Source organism: Psychrobacter sp. ANT_H3 (genome assembly GCF_027919975.1).
In the GTDB taxonomy this organism is placed as follows: domain Bacteria; phylum Pseudomonadota; class Gammaproteobacteria; order Pseudomonadales; family Moraxellaceae; genus Psychrobacter; species Psychrobacter maritimus.
Window position 1 is genome coordinate 25653 of the sequence record NZ_JAQISM010000013.1, and the last position, 16969, is coordinate 42621.

Below are 16969 nucleotides of genomic sequence, written 5' to 3' on the forward strand. Positions count from 1 at the left end.
CCTAATTAGACTTTTCATTTGTAAGGTGATACATGACCTATGCTTTCGTAATACGTATAGTTCTGAGAATCAAAAGCCTGCCTCGGCCTGTGTTATCGCTACTATCTTAATTGGTACTGCACACGACCAAGCCATGCCAGCTGTACAATAAAACATACCATCGCTAAAAGACACTATACGGGCTGTAAAATCATTATTGGCTAAATAGGCCATAGCATCCTGATCGCAACCATCATCTACCGCACACCACACCTCTTGATGACCCTCTTCCAACATTACACGAGTTAGTTCACTTCCTGTAATTGCTGCATCCATACCTATAGCTCCTAATCATATTTTACGATTATTAAGCCAAACAAGTGGGTATATAAAATCTATACCTTGACCATCTCTGAGACTTTCGCATTTATGATTTTGTATTTTTAAATCAAAACGGTACAGTAGACGTGCCTAATACTATTTTTTAATACATAGTATATATCTTTATTCACAATAATGAATATAATTTATAGTCTAATCATCAATTAACTATACTATAAACTAATGTTTATTAAAATAATATTAATTAAATTAGAATTTTTCTATAACCCCACTTCTTCTTGAGTAATTTCAACCTTTTTAATTGGTATCGCGTATTTCCATCTACCACCTTCTTTACAGAGAAAGTGACCATCCTCAAATGCCACAATATGCATTATAAAGTCACTGCTGACATTGATAATAGTCTCCATAGCATGCTCAGCACTTTTATGACTCACAGCGCACCACACTTGCTCATCACCGCGCTTTAGCATAGCTCTAGTTAAATCACTCCCTGATAGTCTATTATTCATGTCTCAACCTTTATTTCTAACAGTTAATTTCAGCTTCCAATGTTATACTTTAATAATATGTTTTTATGTCTACTAATGTTCACGTATTGTATATAGCATATTGCGTTCGGTAAACTGACGTAAAGAGAACTCATAATTCTAGTTAAGAGAACAATTTCGTATTTTGATGATTATAAATCTCATGTATAGCACTATTAACCAACCCGTCATCGAGGTGTTTTTTTATTGGCTTATTAATTAAATTATTTGCAAGCTTTGAGGTCGTAGGATGATTAACGTCCTAGCAATTTTTCTGGTTGAAGCGTAAAAAAATACATACTGATCTAAAAAGCATAAGTCTTTTATTTATTTTAATGTTGCCATAGAAAATATTAGAAACTTTTTAGTTGGCGTGGTGCTCTTTCTTATGATCTTTCAGATGCGCGCCATTAGCTATCAAGCGTTTGATCTCAATATTGCGCTGGTGTGCATTTTGTAGGCTCACTAGTGGATAAGTGCCAATAGTGAAGGCTGACGGTTTGTCTTGCCACCTGTAGGCGCTAATCCATGACTTAACGCCTGTATAACGCACCCATAGTTGCAGTCCGTTACCATCGCTGTGCTTGTCAGGTCGCTTTGTATCAATCGAGGTGCTACTGGGCTGTAGGTAGCTTATTGATAACGGTATGAGTTAAGGGCATTGGACTATCCTTTGTTGGTATTGAGCGTATGTATAAACCCTAATACCAACATTCTATATGGTTCGCCATACCTCTATATAAACCTCAATACCTGAAAAATGCCCAAAATAAAGGGCTAACCGTCTATGACGGTTAGCCCTTTATCGTTGTTTGGTGGAGATGGCGGGAGTTGAACCCGCGTCCGCCAGCATTACGCTCATGAATCTACATGTTTAGTTTCTGTCTTTAGTTTTAATCCGCACCGATCCGACAGTCAGGATGGATTGGACGATTCTCTACTTTTGAACCCAAGCGATTGAGACAATCACTTGTGGCGAGCCTACATGCGGACGCTTCAACTTAGTTGACCAACTGTAGGTGATCAGCAACCAAGTAAGCAGGGTTTAAGCTGCTAGAGCGTAAGTTTCGTCGTTTGCGACTATAACAATATATGTTTGATTAACGAGAGGACATACACTCTCGACATGCATCATTGAGTTTCATCACCAGCGTCGAAGCCAGAACATCCCCAATAAGACTGACTATTATATAGGACTTACCCATAGACTTTCAACCTATAAGCAGTCCGTATTACATTAAGTTACAGCTTAAGGTGCTAAGCCAAAACTTTATTCATCCATTTACCGATATTTTGGATTTGCGGCATGCAAACTTGATGCGCCATCGGATAGTTATGATAAACGACACTGTAGCCTTTCGCTGATAACAACTCCTGTGCCTGCTCACCTAAAACCACAGGAACAACAGGGTCGTGCGTACCATGCTCTATTAATATCGGCATGTCTTTATTGGCGGCGCTGTATTTGATATTGTCATTGGTCGCAAAATAGGTAGATAGTGCCATCAAACCTGCTAAGCGCTGCGGATAGCCGAGCGCCACATGATACGCGACTGCCCCGCCCTGCGAAAATCCAGCAATGACAATATGTTCAGGTTTAACACCGCGCTCGATTTCACGAGCAATCAAGTCATGGATTTGCTGTGAGGATTCTTCGATCTGCGCGATATCGACTTTGCGCTCAAGGCTCATCTCTAAGATATCATACCATGCGGGCATGACCATGCCGGCATTGACCGTCACTGGTCGATTAGGCGCATGCGGAAAGATAAAACGTACCGCCATGTCATCCGCAAGACCTAACTGTGGCACGACTGGCTCAAAGTCATGACCGCTAGCGCCCAAGCCATGCAGCCAAATCACGGCTCTGTCTATCTTTTTTTGTGAGGGATTATGTTCGACAATAACGGCATCTAAATAGTTACTCATGTTTTAAGTTCCTTTAACTGATAAATAAAACCAGATTTATTTGTTTGATTAAGCAAGACGTACAATATTTAAATTAGAATATATAACCTGAATCATTACAGTTTTAAGCATGCATAAAAAAACCCTCTAACGTATCTAATAGAACAGCAGTAGATGCGGCAAAGGGCAAATAAGTGTATGGCAGAAAATCTAAGTAATCGATTGGACTGGTTGCTTAATATCCGCATTTTGACCACGATGACGCAGATAATGATCAAGCAATACAATCGCTAACATCGCTTCAGCAATGGGCGTTGCTCGCACACCTACGCAAGGGTCATGACGACCTTTAGTCAGCATCTCAATCGCTTCACCCTCTGTATTGATACTCTTGCCAGCCGTCGTAATACTAGAGGTTGGCTTCAATGCAATACTGACGCGGATATCTTGTCCTGACGAGATACCGCCCAAGATACCGCCTGCATGATTAGCCGTAAAACCATCGGGGGTCATCTCATCACGAGCGCTATGCCCAAACTGTCCAGCCACCGCCATACCATCACCAACTTCAACGCCTTTAACGGCATTAATACTCATCATCGCATGGGCAATATCAGCGTCTAGGCGGTCAAATACCGGTTCACCCAATCCTACGGGCACGCCACTGGCGACAATCTCCAAACGTGCTCCGCAGCTCGTTCCTTCACGGCGCAAGCTGTCTATCAAGACTTCAAAGCGGCTGACTGCTTCTTGATCAGCACAAAAGAATGGGTTGCTATTGACAAAATCCCAGTCGATTTGACTTGGGTCTAGCACTTGACTGTATTCCGAGCCAATTTGGGTAACATGCCCGCGCACTTGTACACCTAAGCGCTCATGCAAGTATTTCTTAGCGATAGCACCTGCCGCCACACGCATGGCCGTTTCACGCGCAGATGAACGCCCGCCGCCGCGATAATCGCGAAAGCCGTATTTCATACTATAGGTATAATCGGCATGACCGGGGCGAAAAGTGTCTTTTATTTCACTATAATCTTTTGATTTTTGATTGGTGTTACGAATCAAAAGCCCAATCGATGTGCCCGTCGTTTTACCTTCAAAGACGCCAGAGATAATTTCAACTTCATCAGATTCACGGCGCTGGGTCGAGTATTTAGATGTCCCAGGTTTACGGCGATCCAAATCTACCTGCAAATCTGCTTCACATAATTCTAAACCTGGTGGCACGCCATCGACGATAGCCATCAGGCCTGCACCATGCGACTCACCGCACGTCGTTACCGTAAAAACCTGTCCAATACTATTGCCAGCCATATTTATCCTTAAACAAATGAAGTCGATTTTTAATTGCCGATTTTTAATTCTAGTGTCAATGTCAATCTTGATTTATTGATTGCTATCCAATAATTGTACATAAGCGGCAAATAACTGGCGATGGGTCATGAGCTCATCATAAGTAATGGCAAAGATACCATGACCGCCGTGAGCAAATCTTAACCAATCAAACTGAATCTCAGGATAAGCCTGTTTTAATGCCCACTCACTATCGCCCACTTCACAGACAAGCAACCCTTCAGGGCTTAAATAATCTGGCGCTTCAAAAAGTATGCGATGTACCAAATCCAGCCCGTCTTGACCGGCTGCGAGCGCATGTTCTGGCTCATATAAAAACTCAGGGGGTAAATCTGCCATGATAGCGGCATCGACATACGGAGGATTGGTGACAATCAGCTCGTATTGATGTTCAGCAGGAATCTTAGCAAATAAGTCAGATTCAATCACATTGACTTGATGACCTAGGTCATGATGATCGACGTTGACCATCGCGACTTCCAGCGCCCCTTTATCGATATCGACGGCATCGACCAGTGCATCGACAAAACGTGTGGCAAGTGCAATAGCAATACAGCCAGAACCGGTGCATAAATCTAAAATACGCTCGGGCTGTGATAGCTGTTTAATCTCTAAGCCATGATCATAAAAAGCCGGCGCTTGATTATTGATACTAACGCCTATCGGTTTTGCAAGCTCGCTCACTTCAAAGTACGGATGGAACTGCTGACGAATCAGCTCAGCGATAGGCGAGCGTGGAATTAGAACGCGCTCATCAACATAAAAAGGCAAGTCACAGAAATACGATAAATTAATCAAATAGCTTAATGGCTTACGCTCAGCGATGCGCTCTTCTAATAAACTCAGTACCTGCTGCTTCTCTGATGTGGTCAGGCGGCAATCCAAAATCTGATCATTGGCAGCCCAATCTAAAGATAAAGAATGCAACACAATAGCAGAGGCTTCAGCGAACTCATCTGTCGTTCCTTGAGCGACCACCACATCATAATTGCGTAGCTGGGTGACGGCAAAACGAATAAAATCACGGATACTGACCAGCTGCTCACGCGCCTCTTCAAGCTCTGTATGCAGGTTGGCAAACTCATCGTGCTGACCGAGCAGACCGGTCTCTAAATCATACTCCGGCTCATTATCCAAGCCTTGCGACTCATCATCAAAGTACTGATTTTGAAACTCTTCTGCGCTCATGGTTTGGTCTTCTGACATATCGCACCTTACTGATTTACATGCTTACTAACTACATGCGGATGGGTTAAATCGCTTTTAATTAGCAGCTGATTTATTAAATAAAAACTCGTCACCCATTATAGACGCAAACGTCATGATGCGCCAATAACTGTGTATTGTACTGACTGGGTTTTTTACGGCAAAGCAAAACTGCCTATCTACTTGCTTACCGACTAATATAGTTAAATTTAGCAAGTTTAGGTATTTGGGAAAATGAGATTGAGCATTAGGATAATATTTGACTATAAAGTAGAAAATTAGCCATTGTAGCAATAATTAACGGCAACCCTATATCCAGCATGACTAAATTATTTCCCAACTGTAGTGAATACGTCAACAGTTGACGTTTAGCAAGCCCTAAACGAAAAAAGATGTGTCAAAAGTTTGCGAAGCATCCAAATTATGCGCATAATAGCGCCATTAGTTATAACCATAAGTATGCCAATATGATGAAAATGAAGCCTCTTATTACCGCCATCTCAATTGCTATCGTTAGTGCCAGTATCAGCGCTGTTGCTGCACCTGCCGACACGACGCGCACCTTACCAGTACGCAAAGCTGACTCAATGCCTAGCATCGCTAAGAAAGTGAGCTTGGATGTGCAAGAAAGCCGTAGCAGCTCAATTGATGCTCGTACTACTGTGCAGCCAACTGTCAATCAAGCGAATAAAGCCAAGCCAGCTGACCGTATGACTCAGCTGATTGACTCAAAGCAAGAAGCTGAAGCCAATTCAGCAGCGGTTAGCGCTGATAATATGACCGTGGAAGAACTGTCTCTTAAAGATGTGCAGTCTGATAGCACTGACGATATCAGCGAAGGTCAAGCCGTTGCTGCCCCTTCTACATCGACCGCTGATAGCGCAAATGACCCTGCGATTAAGAGCATCGAAGATATCGACGGTAAAAAGCATACCACACTGAATTTATCTAATTATGCCAAACAAGTAAACGGTGCCACATGGACACCGAATATGAAAGTCAACTCGGCAATGACCATCAAGATGCAGGCGCTATTGGATTGGAACCACGCCTCTCCTGGTGCTATTGATGGCGGCTGGGGTATGAATAGTAAAAAAGCACTTATTAACTTTCAAACCATGAAAGGCTTGCCAGCAACGGGTAAAATGGACCAAAAAACATGGGATGCTTTAAATAAAAATATCCCAGCCAATAAGCCGGTGCTCGTGACTTATACCATCACCGAAGACGATGTGAATACTAACTTTGCTAATATGCCTGCAGGCTCAGAAGCCAAGTCAAAAATGAAAGGCTTATATTATCAAGACATTAAAGAGATGTTTGGTGAGCGCTTCCATATGGATGTGCGCTATTTAGATAAGCTGAATAAAAACAAGCAATATAAAGCGGGCGAAACTATTACTGTTTTGAATACCCGTGCCCCGCTTAAGCAGCGTATCAACCGTGTGGTTGCCAATAAAGCCGATAAGACCTTATATGCTTATAACGATGATAAGCTGGTTGCCACTTACCCAACCACCATTGGTAGTGACGCCACGCCATCACCGCAAGGTTCGTTTAAAATCATTAACAAGGTAAAAATGCCTTGGTATAAAGCAACCGTTGGTAAGGGCGCCGATAAAAAAATCCATATGCTACCACCAGGCCCAAACAGCCCTGTCGGTGTTGTATGGATGGGCTTATCGAAACCCTCATATGGTATTCATGGTTCACCAAAGCCTGAAGGCATCAGCCGTCAAGCCTCGGCAGGCTGTGTACGTCTGACTAACTGGGATGTGCTAGAGGTTTATGCTAATATCGAAAATGGCGCAACCGTTGAGCTCAAATAGTTAGCAGTTAATGCAAATGAATAAAAAAGACCTTGATATGTATCAAGGTCTTTTTTTGTTTAAAGCAATACAAACTCTTTTAATACAAACTACATGCCAATAAAAAACAGCCTCTTTATTAAGGGCTGTTTTTTACTTTATACACGATCAAATACACAGTCAAAAACTAAGCATCATTTATTTTTATTATTGATAGCTTTTTGAAATCGATTGCTTTTGAAAAATTACGCTTTATAGCCATCTTCTTTACCAGTGATACTACTGACTTTTTTGGTAAAGATAAGTGCGGCAGGAATAGACGCCAGGAAACCTGCTGCTACCGCTATTTGAATATGCGGAATCTCGTTAAAACCCGTGACCAATGCGCCAATCATAAATACGCCGATGGTAACGGTTGCGGCTATCGAATAGATGACAGAGAATAGTGGCCAGTTCATGATATATTCCTCATTTATTGTGTGGGTATAACACCTTTATACACTAAATCCATACAAAAAGTAAGTGTTTTCTTATAGACCCGCAGCCCATTCATAGCAAGTGATTCATATTAAAAGCCATATTATAATTGTTGATTTGCGCCAAGTGTTTTTAATAAGGAGAAAAGCAGTATATTGGTTGTTTTTATCTGCTCAACTTCTCTGTACCTCTCATCCTTGAGTCGCAAAAAGTTCATACGCTATGATGCATTTATCATTACAATAGTGGATTTCCTGTACTCTTACATGCACTTTGCCACTTGCATTTGCTAGTTTGCACTCTTCCATCCTTACTCATTAGCTAAGTTTGCTTCTATGACCTCATCTAATACTGACACTACTAACAGTTCACTGCCTGTCGATAAATCCCAAAACGATTTTGAATCTAAAATCGTCAATATCATTAATGATGACATTGATGGCATTGATGGCATTGCTGAACCAGCAGCACAGGATGCGGCTGTTGAAAATGTTGATGCCGACAATAACAGCGATAAAGAAGTTGCCAAAGAGTCGGCAGCGGCGCAAGCACCAGAAGCAAAGATAAAGATGGAAACCGTGGCGCCTGATGTGGTGGTTGCCTCATTAGAAACCCCTGACACAGACTCTCAAGCCGTGAATGATCATACAGAGTCGGATTTTCTAAGCACCGAGGAAGATTTTTTTCAGGACGATGCCGATGCAGAAGTAAGCGTAGAAGCTGATGAAACGGATTTTAGTCAACAGCATTCAAACGATGCACAGGCTCATAAGCTGCCAGATGCAGAAAACACGGAAGAAAAAGAAGCGCTCAATCAGGAACAAGCAGCTGTTCCTACGGCTAAGCCTCAAGCAATGAACGATGAGAAAAACATCAACAAAAATGAGCCGCCAATTAATAAAAAGCAAAACAGTACTCAAACCGCTGCTAATGTTTTAGAAGAAGATGAGGTTAGCGATGATAACCATAAGAGCGCTGAAGAAGACAATGAAGAAGGCGAAGAGGTAAAAGAAAAAAAGGAAGCCAAACTTGAATCTTATAAGCAGTTTGTCGCCGAGCAATTTAGTAATAAAAAAGTAGACTATCCAGAAGTGCGCGTTAGGATTGAGGCCAATGCGCTGCCGAGCAAAATGTATTTCATCATGAATATCCTCTCGGCTATTATCGCAAGCTATGGACTGGTGACCAACTCAGCGGCGGTGGTCATTGGGGCCATGCTAGTTGCCATGATGTTAGGACCTATCACAGGGGTGGCATTAGCGATTATTGACCATCGTATGCCGCTACTACGTAAGTCACTTATTACCGTGTTTCTAGGCATCTCTTTGGTGGTATTGGTGGGCTTTATCGTCGGCTGGTTACACAAAGACCAACCGCTAACGGCAGAGATACTATCGCGCACGCAGCCGACGTCGATGGATTTGATGATTGCCCTTGCTGGTGGTACGGCTGGTGCTTATGCCATGGTTTCTCCGCACCTGTCGGTGGCAGTGGTTGGCGTCGCGGTGGCGACAGCGTTGGTGCCGCCCCTTGCTGCCAGTGGCATTCTATTTGCCAATGGCGAGCTTCAGCTTGGGTTTGGCGCACTCTTGCTGGCTATGACTAATATCCTTGCCATTCAATTTACCAATGCGCTGGTATTATGGGTTTTGGGCTTTCGCCGTTTGGTTAAAGACGATTATAAGTCCAACACCTATTTGACTTTTTTGCAGCGCAATGCGGTGACATTATTGTTATTGGGCGGATTAGGAACCTATTTGACCATTAATCTACAAACCAACGCCAAACAGCAAGTGTTTGAAAGCAGCGTCAAAGAGACGATTAATAGCTACTTTAGTGATAAAGGCAATGTGCTGACCAATACGCAGTTTGATAAAAGCGACACCAATCAAGTCGTGCGCGCGGTGATTCGCGGCGAAACAACGCCCAGCTCCTACGATGTCCGTCAAATCGAAGCGATTATCAGCCAAGATATGGCCGATAATTTCCCTGACTATCTACCTATTCGCTTGCAGCTACGCTATATGCCTGTACAGGTGATTGAGTCGCATCCACTCATTCAAGATAAACTCGATAAAACCGATGTGACTATACTAACCAACTGATTTATTTAACCGGCAATTCATTTAACCGGCTATTTATTTAACTGACTAATTGACCCTAGTCGGTTAATGCAATAACGATAATGCGACAACCTTTCTATAAATCCTAAAATATTTATTTGAAATAAAGCGATTTAATGAAGACAAATATTCAATGCAAGCGCCTGCTTAATAACGAAACTTAAGCCATATTTACCCGGTGTTTGCTTATGAATCTTCAACACCCTTGGCACGTTTGTGCTAAAATCGCTTGCAAAATTATTTTACTTATTTTACTCAATACATCCGTCAGTAAGGAGCCGCTGTGAGCCAGCCATTTCGCTCAGCCGATATTCGTCAAGCTTTTATCGATTTTTTCATAAGCAAGCAGCACACCCCCGTCGCCTCGTCGAGCTTGATTCCATACAACGACCCGACATTACTATTCACCAATGCCGGCATGAATCAGTTCAAAGAAACCTTTTTGGGCATGGAGCCGCGTGACTATACGCGTGCCGTGAGCTCACAAAAATGCGTACGTGCCGGCGGTAAACACAACGATTTGGATAATGTTGGTTATACGGCGCGCCATCATACGTTTTTTGAGATGCTGGGTAATTTCTCTTTTGGCGATTACTTTAAGCAAGCTGGTATTGCGTATATTTGGGAGTTTTTAACCTCAGATGAATGGTTGGCAATCGATAAAGACCGTTTGTATGTGACCATTTATGCAACCGATGATGAAGCCTTTGATATTTGGCATAAAGACATTGGCATCCCAAGTGAGCGCATTATCCGTATTGGTGATAATAAAGGCGCGCCTTACGCCTCTGATAACTTTTGGACGATGGGTGATACCGGTCCATGCGGTCCTTGTACCGAAGTATTTTATGACCATGGCGCTGATATCGAAGGTGGTTTGCCGGGTACGCCTGAAGAAGATGGCGACCGTTATATTGAGATTTGGAACTGTGTCTTTATGCAGTTTAACCGTCAAAAAGACGGTACTATGCTGCCGCTACCAGCCCCAAGCGTCGATACCGGCATGGGGCTTGAACGTATCAGTGCCATTATGCAAGGCGTCCATGGCAACTACGAGATAGATTTATTTGTCCATCTAATGGATGCGGCGGCTGAGATTTTAGGTATTGAAAACGAGCAACAATCTTCATTAAAAGTCATCGCCGACCATATCCGTGCCGTGGCATTTTTGATTGCTGATGGTGTCACCCCAAGTAACGAAGGTCGCGGTTATGTACTGCGCCGCGTTATTCGCCGTGCGGTGCGTCACGGTAATAAGCTTGGTGCCGATAGCGACTTCTTTTATAAAATGGTCGCGCCGCTTGTCGCTGAGATGGGCAGCGCCTATCCTGAGCTAAAAGATAAGCAAAGCGTCATCGAAAACGCCATTCAAAAAGAAGAAGCCCAATTTGCTAAAACCCTAGCACAAGGTTTACGTCTGCTTGCCAGCGAGCTTGAAGGTCTAAAAGACGGTGATACGCTCTCTGGCGAGGCGGCATTCAAACTTTATGATACTTACGGCTTTCCCGTTGACTTGACCGCTGATATCACCCGTGAGCGCGGTATTGTGATTGATGAAGCGGAGTTTGATGAGCACATGCAAGCACAGCGTGAACGGGCGCGTGATGCCGGCAAATTTGATGTCGATTACAGCAGCGTTATCCAAGTAGAAAACCCAACGACCTTTATCGGTTATGAGCAGCTTGAAGAAGATGGTGTGATTATTCATGCCCTTTATCAAGATGGCAATCCAACCGAGAGCTTAGCTGAGGGTATGGAAGGCGTTATTGTTCTTGACCGTACACCGTTTTATGCTGAAGGCGGTGGTCAGGTTGGTGAGCTTGGCGAAATCCGCAGCGCAACCGGTGTTTTTGAAGTGCAAGATACCAAAAAATCTGGGCAAGCTATTATTCATTATGGCGTGGTTACCATGGGCGAGATTAACGCCCAGCAAACAGCTGATGCACAAGTATTATCGAGCATTCGTGCCGCTAGTGCCAAAAACCACTCGGCCACGCATCTATTGCATGCCGCGCTAAGACAAGTATTGGGTAATGAAGTCACACAAAAAGGCTCATTGGTTTCAAGCGAGGTATTACGTTTTGACTTCTCCTATGACAAGCCCGTTAGCGATGCTGAAATCAGCCGTATCGAACGCCTTGTCAATGAGCAAATCCAAGCCAATACCCCTGCCCGTATCGAGCATATGTCTATCGATGAAGCGATGAAGCAAGGTGCGATGGCGTTATTTGGTGAAAAATACGGTAATGACGTGCGTGTCCTAACCATGGGTACCGACAGCATTGTTGATGGTCAGCGTCAGCCGTTCTCTATTGAGCTGTGCGGCGGCTTACATGTGCAGCGTACCGGTGATATTGGTCTGTTAAAAATTACCAGCGAATCAGGTATTGCTGCTGGCATCCGCCGTATTGAAGCGGTCACCGGCATGAATGCGATTAAAAACATTCAGCAAAGTGAGCAACAACTCAGCGAGCTTGCCAGTCAGCTAAAAGTGAAACGTCCAGAGGTTGCACAGCGTGTGCGTACCATGGCGGATAAGCAGCGCAATTTGGAAAAACAGCTCGAACGTTTAGAGCAAAAAATCGCCAGCGCCCAAGCCGCTAATTTGCTTGATGACGTGCAAACCATTGCTGGTACACCCGTGCTTATCAGTACTTTAAGCGGCGTTGATGGTAAATCCATCCGTACGCTGATGGACGATATCAAATCAAAACTTCCTGATAGCGTGATTGTATTGATTGGTGATAAAGATGAGCAATTGGCATTAGCCGCTAGTGTGGCAAAATCTGTTACCGCTAAAGTAAAAGCCGGTGATATCATTCGTCATTTGGCAGGTGAGCTGGGTGGTAAAGGTGGCGGTAAGCCTGACTATGCCCAAGGCGGCGCACCAAAAGCTGCCAACACCAGCGCGGTTATCAATGCGCTACCTGCGTGGATTGCAGAGCAGCTTGGTTAAGTATTAAGCTTAGGCTAATAGATGATTGGTTATAACGGTTATAACCAATCGCCATACATCTAATGCTTGCTAGCACTTAAAGTTATGCCGCTAATATGGTATAAAGTACCACGCTTAGATGCAGGTCAGCATATCTAGTCACTAGCTATAAATAGTAAAACAGCAGAGCGTAAAACAGCAGAAAGTAAAATACAGGGCGCAGTTTTTATAATCCGGCTTTATCGTTATTAAAATGAATCTAGCACTGTCGTTGCAAACAGCGCCATGATGGATTGATGTCGATAAGTAACAGATGGCCATTGGTGAATAATAGGTAGATTTTTATGGCGTTAATAGTACAAAAATACGGCGGCACCTCGATGGGCAGTATCGACCGCATCAAAAATGTCGCCAAACGAGTCAAACGCTGGCATGACAACGGTCATCAAGTGATTGTGGTGGTGTCTGCCATGAGCGGCGAAACCAACCGTTTGATCGATTTAGCACGCCAAATCAGCAGCCAACCTGACCCACGCGAATACGACCAAATGGTCTCAACGGGCGAGCAAGTTTCTATCTCTTTACTTGCGATGGCGATTAAAGAGCTTGGTATTGGCGCACGTTCATTCACCGGTCGTCAAGTCGCCATTAAAACCGATAGCGCCCATAATAAAGCGCGTATCGAAAGCATCGATGATAAAAACATCCGTGAGCAACTAGATGCGGGCAACGTCGTTATCGTCGCAGGCTTCCAAGGTATCGATGAAGAAGGCAACGCGACGACATTAGGTCGCGGCGGCTCTGATACGACAGGTGTTGCAATTGCCGCAGCATTGGGCGCTGATGAATGCCAAATCTATACTGATGTCGATGGCGTTTATACCACCGACCCACGCGTCACCTCAAAAGCCAAAAAACTTGAAAAGATTACCTTTGAAGAAATGCTTGAGATGGCAAGCCTTGGCTCCAAGATTTTACAGATTCGCTCAGTAGAGTTCGCTGGCAAATACGGCGTGCCACTGCGCGTATTATCTAGCTTTGATGAAAACAACGATGGTAGCTTCGACCAAGACTTTCAAGACAATGTCGGCACCCTAATTACGATAGACGAAGGAGACAACATGGAACAGGCAATCATCTCAGGTATCGCTTTTAATCGCGACGAAGCAAAAATAGTCGTGCGCGGTGTGCCTGATCACCCTGGTATCGCCTCTGCCATCCTAAGCCCTATCGGTCGCGCCAACATCGAAATCGATATGATTGTCCAAAACCTATCGACCAACGGCACCACTGACTTCACCTTTACCGTCAACCGTACTGACATGGATAAAACCATGAAAGTGCTAGAAGATGAAGTGAAAGATGAGATTGGTGCCAAAGAGATATTGGCCAATAACGAAGTGGTTAAAGTGTCATTGGTTGGTGTTGGTATGCGCTCGCATGCTGGTGTTGCAAGCCTGATGTTCCAAACCTTGGCTGAAAACAATATCAATATCCAAATGATATCGACCAGTGAAATCAAAGTGTCTGTACTTATCCAAGAGCAGCATTTAGAAAAAGCGGTCAAATCATTGCACACGGCCTTTGGGCTTGACCGTGAAGACGGTGACAGCAAAATTGCTGGGTTATAATATTTAATGGCTAGCGTTTATACATTGTAAGCATCAGCACTTTAATAAAAACCAAAGCGGGTTGCATACTTGTTAAGCAAATAACGATTGATTATTTTTAGCAAGTTTTAATTAAATAGAGTCTTATTAGGCTCTATTTTCTTTTATTACTATTGCTAAGGTAAGTATATACCTAATAGTTTTGTGAAAACCCGTGACAGTATCTGTTATGCCCCCTATAATGGGGCTTTCATTTGGGCTAAATGAATCTACCTATCATTACCGCTATTGGCACCACCTTAAGCATTGTTTTTATGATGAATACCTTGCTTATTTAGTGCTGCGGTGATGTCCTGTAATTGAGACGCAATCTGATGAGTAATAATCTGTTGATGCGACATAAGGAGTGTGACGCATGTTAATTTTGACACGCCGCGTGGGCGAAACGCTAATGATTGGCGACGAGGTCAGTGTGACTGTCCTAGGTGTCAAGGGCAATCAAGTACGAATCGGTGTGAATGCACCTAAAGATATTGCCGTACACCGTGAAGAGATTTATCAGCGTATCCAGCATGAGCGTACGGTACAGTCGCAAATGCAACATCTTGAACAAGGCAGCTTTGCGCCTTCATTCGATGATGAAGACTATTTCAATCGCTAAATGGTTCGCTTACTATCTAACTATCAATAATTATTGGGCATAAATTAAGCACCCTATTTTTGCTTTCTAATCTGCTCTGAGGTCATGTATTTATGAGTATCCGCCAATCAGATGTATCGGCTCTACTTAATGGTTTGAATAAAAAAGCCATTGGATTCAATGATGTCATCAGCTTTATTGATGATTTTTATCGCTATGCACCAGCGCCTTTTGTGAATGGCTTGATCCATAACGCTGCAGGCGAAAACGAAGGCAGCGCCAAGATTTTTGGCTTTGCTAAGCACCATGGCTTAAATCAATTAGACACCCTAAAGCTGTTCGGTGAGCATTATGCCAAGGTTCAAGCGACCCCAAAGGGTACGGACCATGCCAATATCCGCAATTTCTTACATTGGGGTTGGCAGGGGTTCTTAATGGAAAAAAATCCATTAACGCCGCGTCCAAGTGTTGATACCAGCGCGCTATAGTGATGTAGCTATGTAGTGATGCCATATTGATACATAAAAAAGCCACGCTATCATCATAGCGTGGCTTTTTTATATGCATTATTTTTTATCCAAAAACTTCGATGTTAATCTATTTATTGCGAAATTTGACCGGCTGCACCGCACCTTTAGGATTGGGCATATTGGGATAATGATGCTCGTGTTCGACATCACATTCAGCGCCCACAATAGAGCCATCGTCTTTTACAGGTTTATGGATATAACCGGTACGCTCGGCTGGCGGCAGATGCTCATGCTCCCAAACCATCACCGCTTGCATACAAGTTTCGCACTGCTCAGGCGTGAGCTTACGACCATCTGGCCATTTACCTATCTCAATCGCCAAACGGAATTGATCGATCACTTCGGGGGTGACACTTGCTAATATCGTTTGTTTGTCCATCTTACCTACTCTCCACTACTATATTTTATATAAAAAGCCTTATCAGACAGACTTTTTATCATCGATGCGCTTATTCTTCTATAATATCATCATCAACATCCATACTGAATTCTTCGGCATGGACGTTCCAGTGCAACTTGGTGCGGCAGGCCTCATAAAAATCAAACCCAGGTGGATGTAACAAGGTCAGCTTATCAGGATGCTTGCGAATGTACAGGCGTTGCTCTTGGTCGAGCGGTATGCTGGGCTTGCCATCGGCGCTCACCTGCGGCTGGGTGCGATTGTCCTCATGGATACGAATACAAATCTCACTCGTCCCACTCACCACAATCGGGCGACTAGACAAGGTGTGCGGGTGCATCGGCACCAAACAAATCGCATCCATACTCGGGTGAATGATAGGACCACCACCAGAAAGTGCATAAGCCGTCGAACCCGTTGGCGTTGCGACAATAAGCCCATCACTATGCTGGCGGTAAACATCATGACCGTCAATTTTCATCTGAAAATCAATCATGTGCACCGATTTACCCGCATGTAATACCACATCGTTAAGCGCCATATCTTCATGAATAATCTTGCGACCTTCACGAATCTCCATGGTGAGCAAAAACCTATGGTCTAACTGATAATCACCCATCAATACTTGGCGTAATTTAAAGGCGGCTTCATCAGGCTTTACATCGGCTAAAAAACCAAGGCGACCACGGTTGACCCCCAATACAGGGACACGGTAGCGTGCCAGTGCTTCAGCGGCATGCAATATCGAGCCATCACCACCGACCACGATGACCAAGTCACAAATCTCGCCAATTAAACTGCGCTTGACGATTTTGACGCGCTCAATCTCAGTCAGGTTTAACGTCGGTAAATTGGCCGTTTGTACATCCATAATCAATGTTAAATTCATATCATTGATGGTTTGGGCAATCTGCACCAAACTTTGGGTCACGCTACGTTTTCCCGCGCGGCCCATCAGACCGATACGCCTGAAAGCAGGATTTTTGATAGCGTGGAACAGCTCTGATTCATGTAAGTGCGGCAATCGGGCGGACTGCGCTGAGTTTTCCATAAAACGACTCGGCATAACGGTAAAGTACAGGGCAATGATAGCGAGAAAACAGCGCTTAGACTAGCATGTTTATCAAT

The 16969-nt window shown here is 43.8% G+C and carries 14 protein-coding genes, 1 other RNA gene and 1 pseudogene; 6 read left to right on the forward strand and 10 right to left on the reverse strand.

Features of this window, described 5'->3' with window-relative positions; translation table 11 throughout:
- Positions 1-69 precede the first annotated feature (69 nt).
- From PG901_RS07485 to prmB, 7 genes are all read right to left on the reverse strand, one after another.
- Positions 70-315 carry a hypothetical protein gene (locus PG901_RS07485; protein WP_201564792.1) on the reverse strand — a complete coding sequence of 82 codons (246 nt, stop codon included), beginning with the start codon at positions 313-315 and terminating at the stop codon, positions 70-72.
- A gap of 266 nt (positions 316-581) precedes the next feature.
- A complete protein-coding gene (locus PG901_RS07490; protein ID WP_271134069.1) occupies positions 582-833 on the reverse strand; it encodes a hypothetical protein in 252 nt (83 codons plus the stop codon).
- A 382-nt stretch (positions 834-1215) separates the two neighbouring features.
- Positions 1216-1404 (reverse strand): Arm DNA-binding domain-containing protein, encoded by a 189-nt coding sequence (locus tag PG901_RS13690; RefSeq protein WP_442966865.1) that lies wholly within the window; start codon positions 1402-1404, stop codon positions 1216-1218.
- 260 nt (positions 1405-1664) lie between these two features.
- Positions 1665-2023, reverse strand: a transfer-messenger RNA (tmRNA) gene (gene ssrA / locus PG901_RS07495).
- Positions 2024-2108: 85 nt separating this feature from the next.
- Positions 2109-2780 carry an alpha/beta hydrolase gene (locus PG901_RS07500; protein ID WP_271134070.1) on the reverse strand — a complete coding sequence of 224 codons (672 nt, stop codon included), beginning with the start codon at positions 2778-2780 and terminating at the stop codon, positions 2109-2111.
- A gap of 189 nt (positions 2781-2969) precedes the next feature.
- On the reverse strand, positions 2970-4073 hold the full coding sequence (aroC, locus tag PG901_RS07505) for a chorismate synthase (protein ID WP_271134071.1): 1104 nt from the start codon (positions 4071-4073) through the stop codon (positions 2970-2972).
- Between the two features lie 72 nt (positions 4074-4145).
- Positions 4146-5318 carry a 50S ribosomal protein L3 N(5)-glutamine methyltransferase gene (gene prmB / locus PG901_RS07510; protein WP_271134072.1) on the reverse strand — a complete coding sequence of 391 codons (1173 nt, stop codon included), beginning with the start codon at positions 5316-5318 and terminating at the stop codon, positions 4146-4148.
- 392 nt (positions 5319-5710) lie between these two features.
- Here prmB and PG901_RS07515 point away from each other — a divergent pair, with 392 nt between their 5' ends.
- Entirely contained in the window at positions 5711-7147 is a 1437-nt protein-coding gene (locus tag PG901_RS07515) for a L,D-transpeptidase family protein (protein WP_271134073.1), read from the forward strand.
- A gap of 224 nt (positions 7148-7371) precedes the next feature.
- On the opposite strand, the gene PG901_RS07520 is transcribed toward PG901_RS07515, so the two are convergent.
- Complete coding sequence (locus tag PG901_RS07520; RefSeq protein WP_271134074.1) at positions 7372-7584, reverse strand: hypothetical protein; 213 nt, start codon at positions 7582-7584, stop codon at positions 7372-7374.
- Positions 7585-7938: 354 nt separating this feature from the next.
- On the opposite strand from PG901_RS07520, the gene PG901_RS07525 reads away from it, so the two are divergent.
- The 5 genes and pseudogenes from PG901_RS07525 (at position 7939) to PG901_RS07545 (ending at position 15399) form a co-directional block, all read left to right on the forward strand.
- Positions 7939-9708 carry a DUF389 domain-containing protein gene (locus PG901_RS07525; protein WP_271134075.1) on the forward strand — a complete coding sequence of 590 codons (1770 nt, stop codon included), beginning with the start codon at positions 7939-7941 and terminating at the stop codon, positions 9706-9708.
- A gap of 301 nt (positions 9709-10009) precedes the next feature.
- Entirely contained in the window at positions 10010-12682 is a 2673-nt protein-coding gene (alaS, locus tag PG901_RS07530) for an alanine--tRNA ligase (protein ID WP_271134076.1), read from the forward strand.
- A gap of 323 nt (positions 12683-13005) precedes the next feature.
- Positions 13006-14292 (forward strand): aspartate kinase, encoded by a 1287-nt coding sequence (locus PG901_RS07535; protein WP_271134077.1) that lies wholly within the window; start codon positions 13006-13008, stop codon positions 14290-14292.
- A 394-nt stretch (positions 14293-14686) separates the two neighbouring features.
- Positions 14687-14854 (forward strand): annotated as a pseudogene (gene csrA / locus PG901_RS07540) (carbon storage regulator CsrA); the annotation flags it as partial.
- A gap of 170 nt (positions 14855-15024) precedes the next feature.
- Positions 15025-15399, forward strand: a complete 375-nt coding sequence (locus tag PG901_RS07545; protein WP_201564802.1) for a HopJ type III effector protein — start codon at positions 15025-15027, stop codon at positions 15397-15399.
- A 109-nt stretch (positions 15400-15508) separates the two neighbouring features.
- Here the strand turns inward: PG901_RS07545 and PG901_RS07550 are convergent, their stop codons facing one another.
- Both PG901_RS07550 and PG901_RS07555 read right to left on the reverse strand, forming a co-directional pair.
- Complete coding sequence (locus PG901_RS07550; RefSeq protein ID WP_271134078.1) at positions 15509-15820, reverse strand: YeaC family protein; 312 nt, start codon at positions 15818-15820, stop codon at positions 15509-15511.
- 70 nt (positions 15821-15890) lie between these two features.
- Complete coding sequence (locus PG901_RS07555) at positions 15891-16892, reverse strand: NAD(+) kinase (RefSeq protein ID WP_227670440.1); 1002 nt, start codon at positions 16890-16892, stop codon at positions 15891-15893.
- Positions 16893-16969 lie beyond the last annotated feature (77 nt).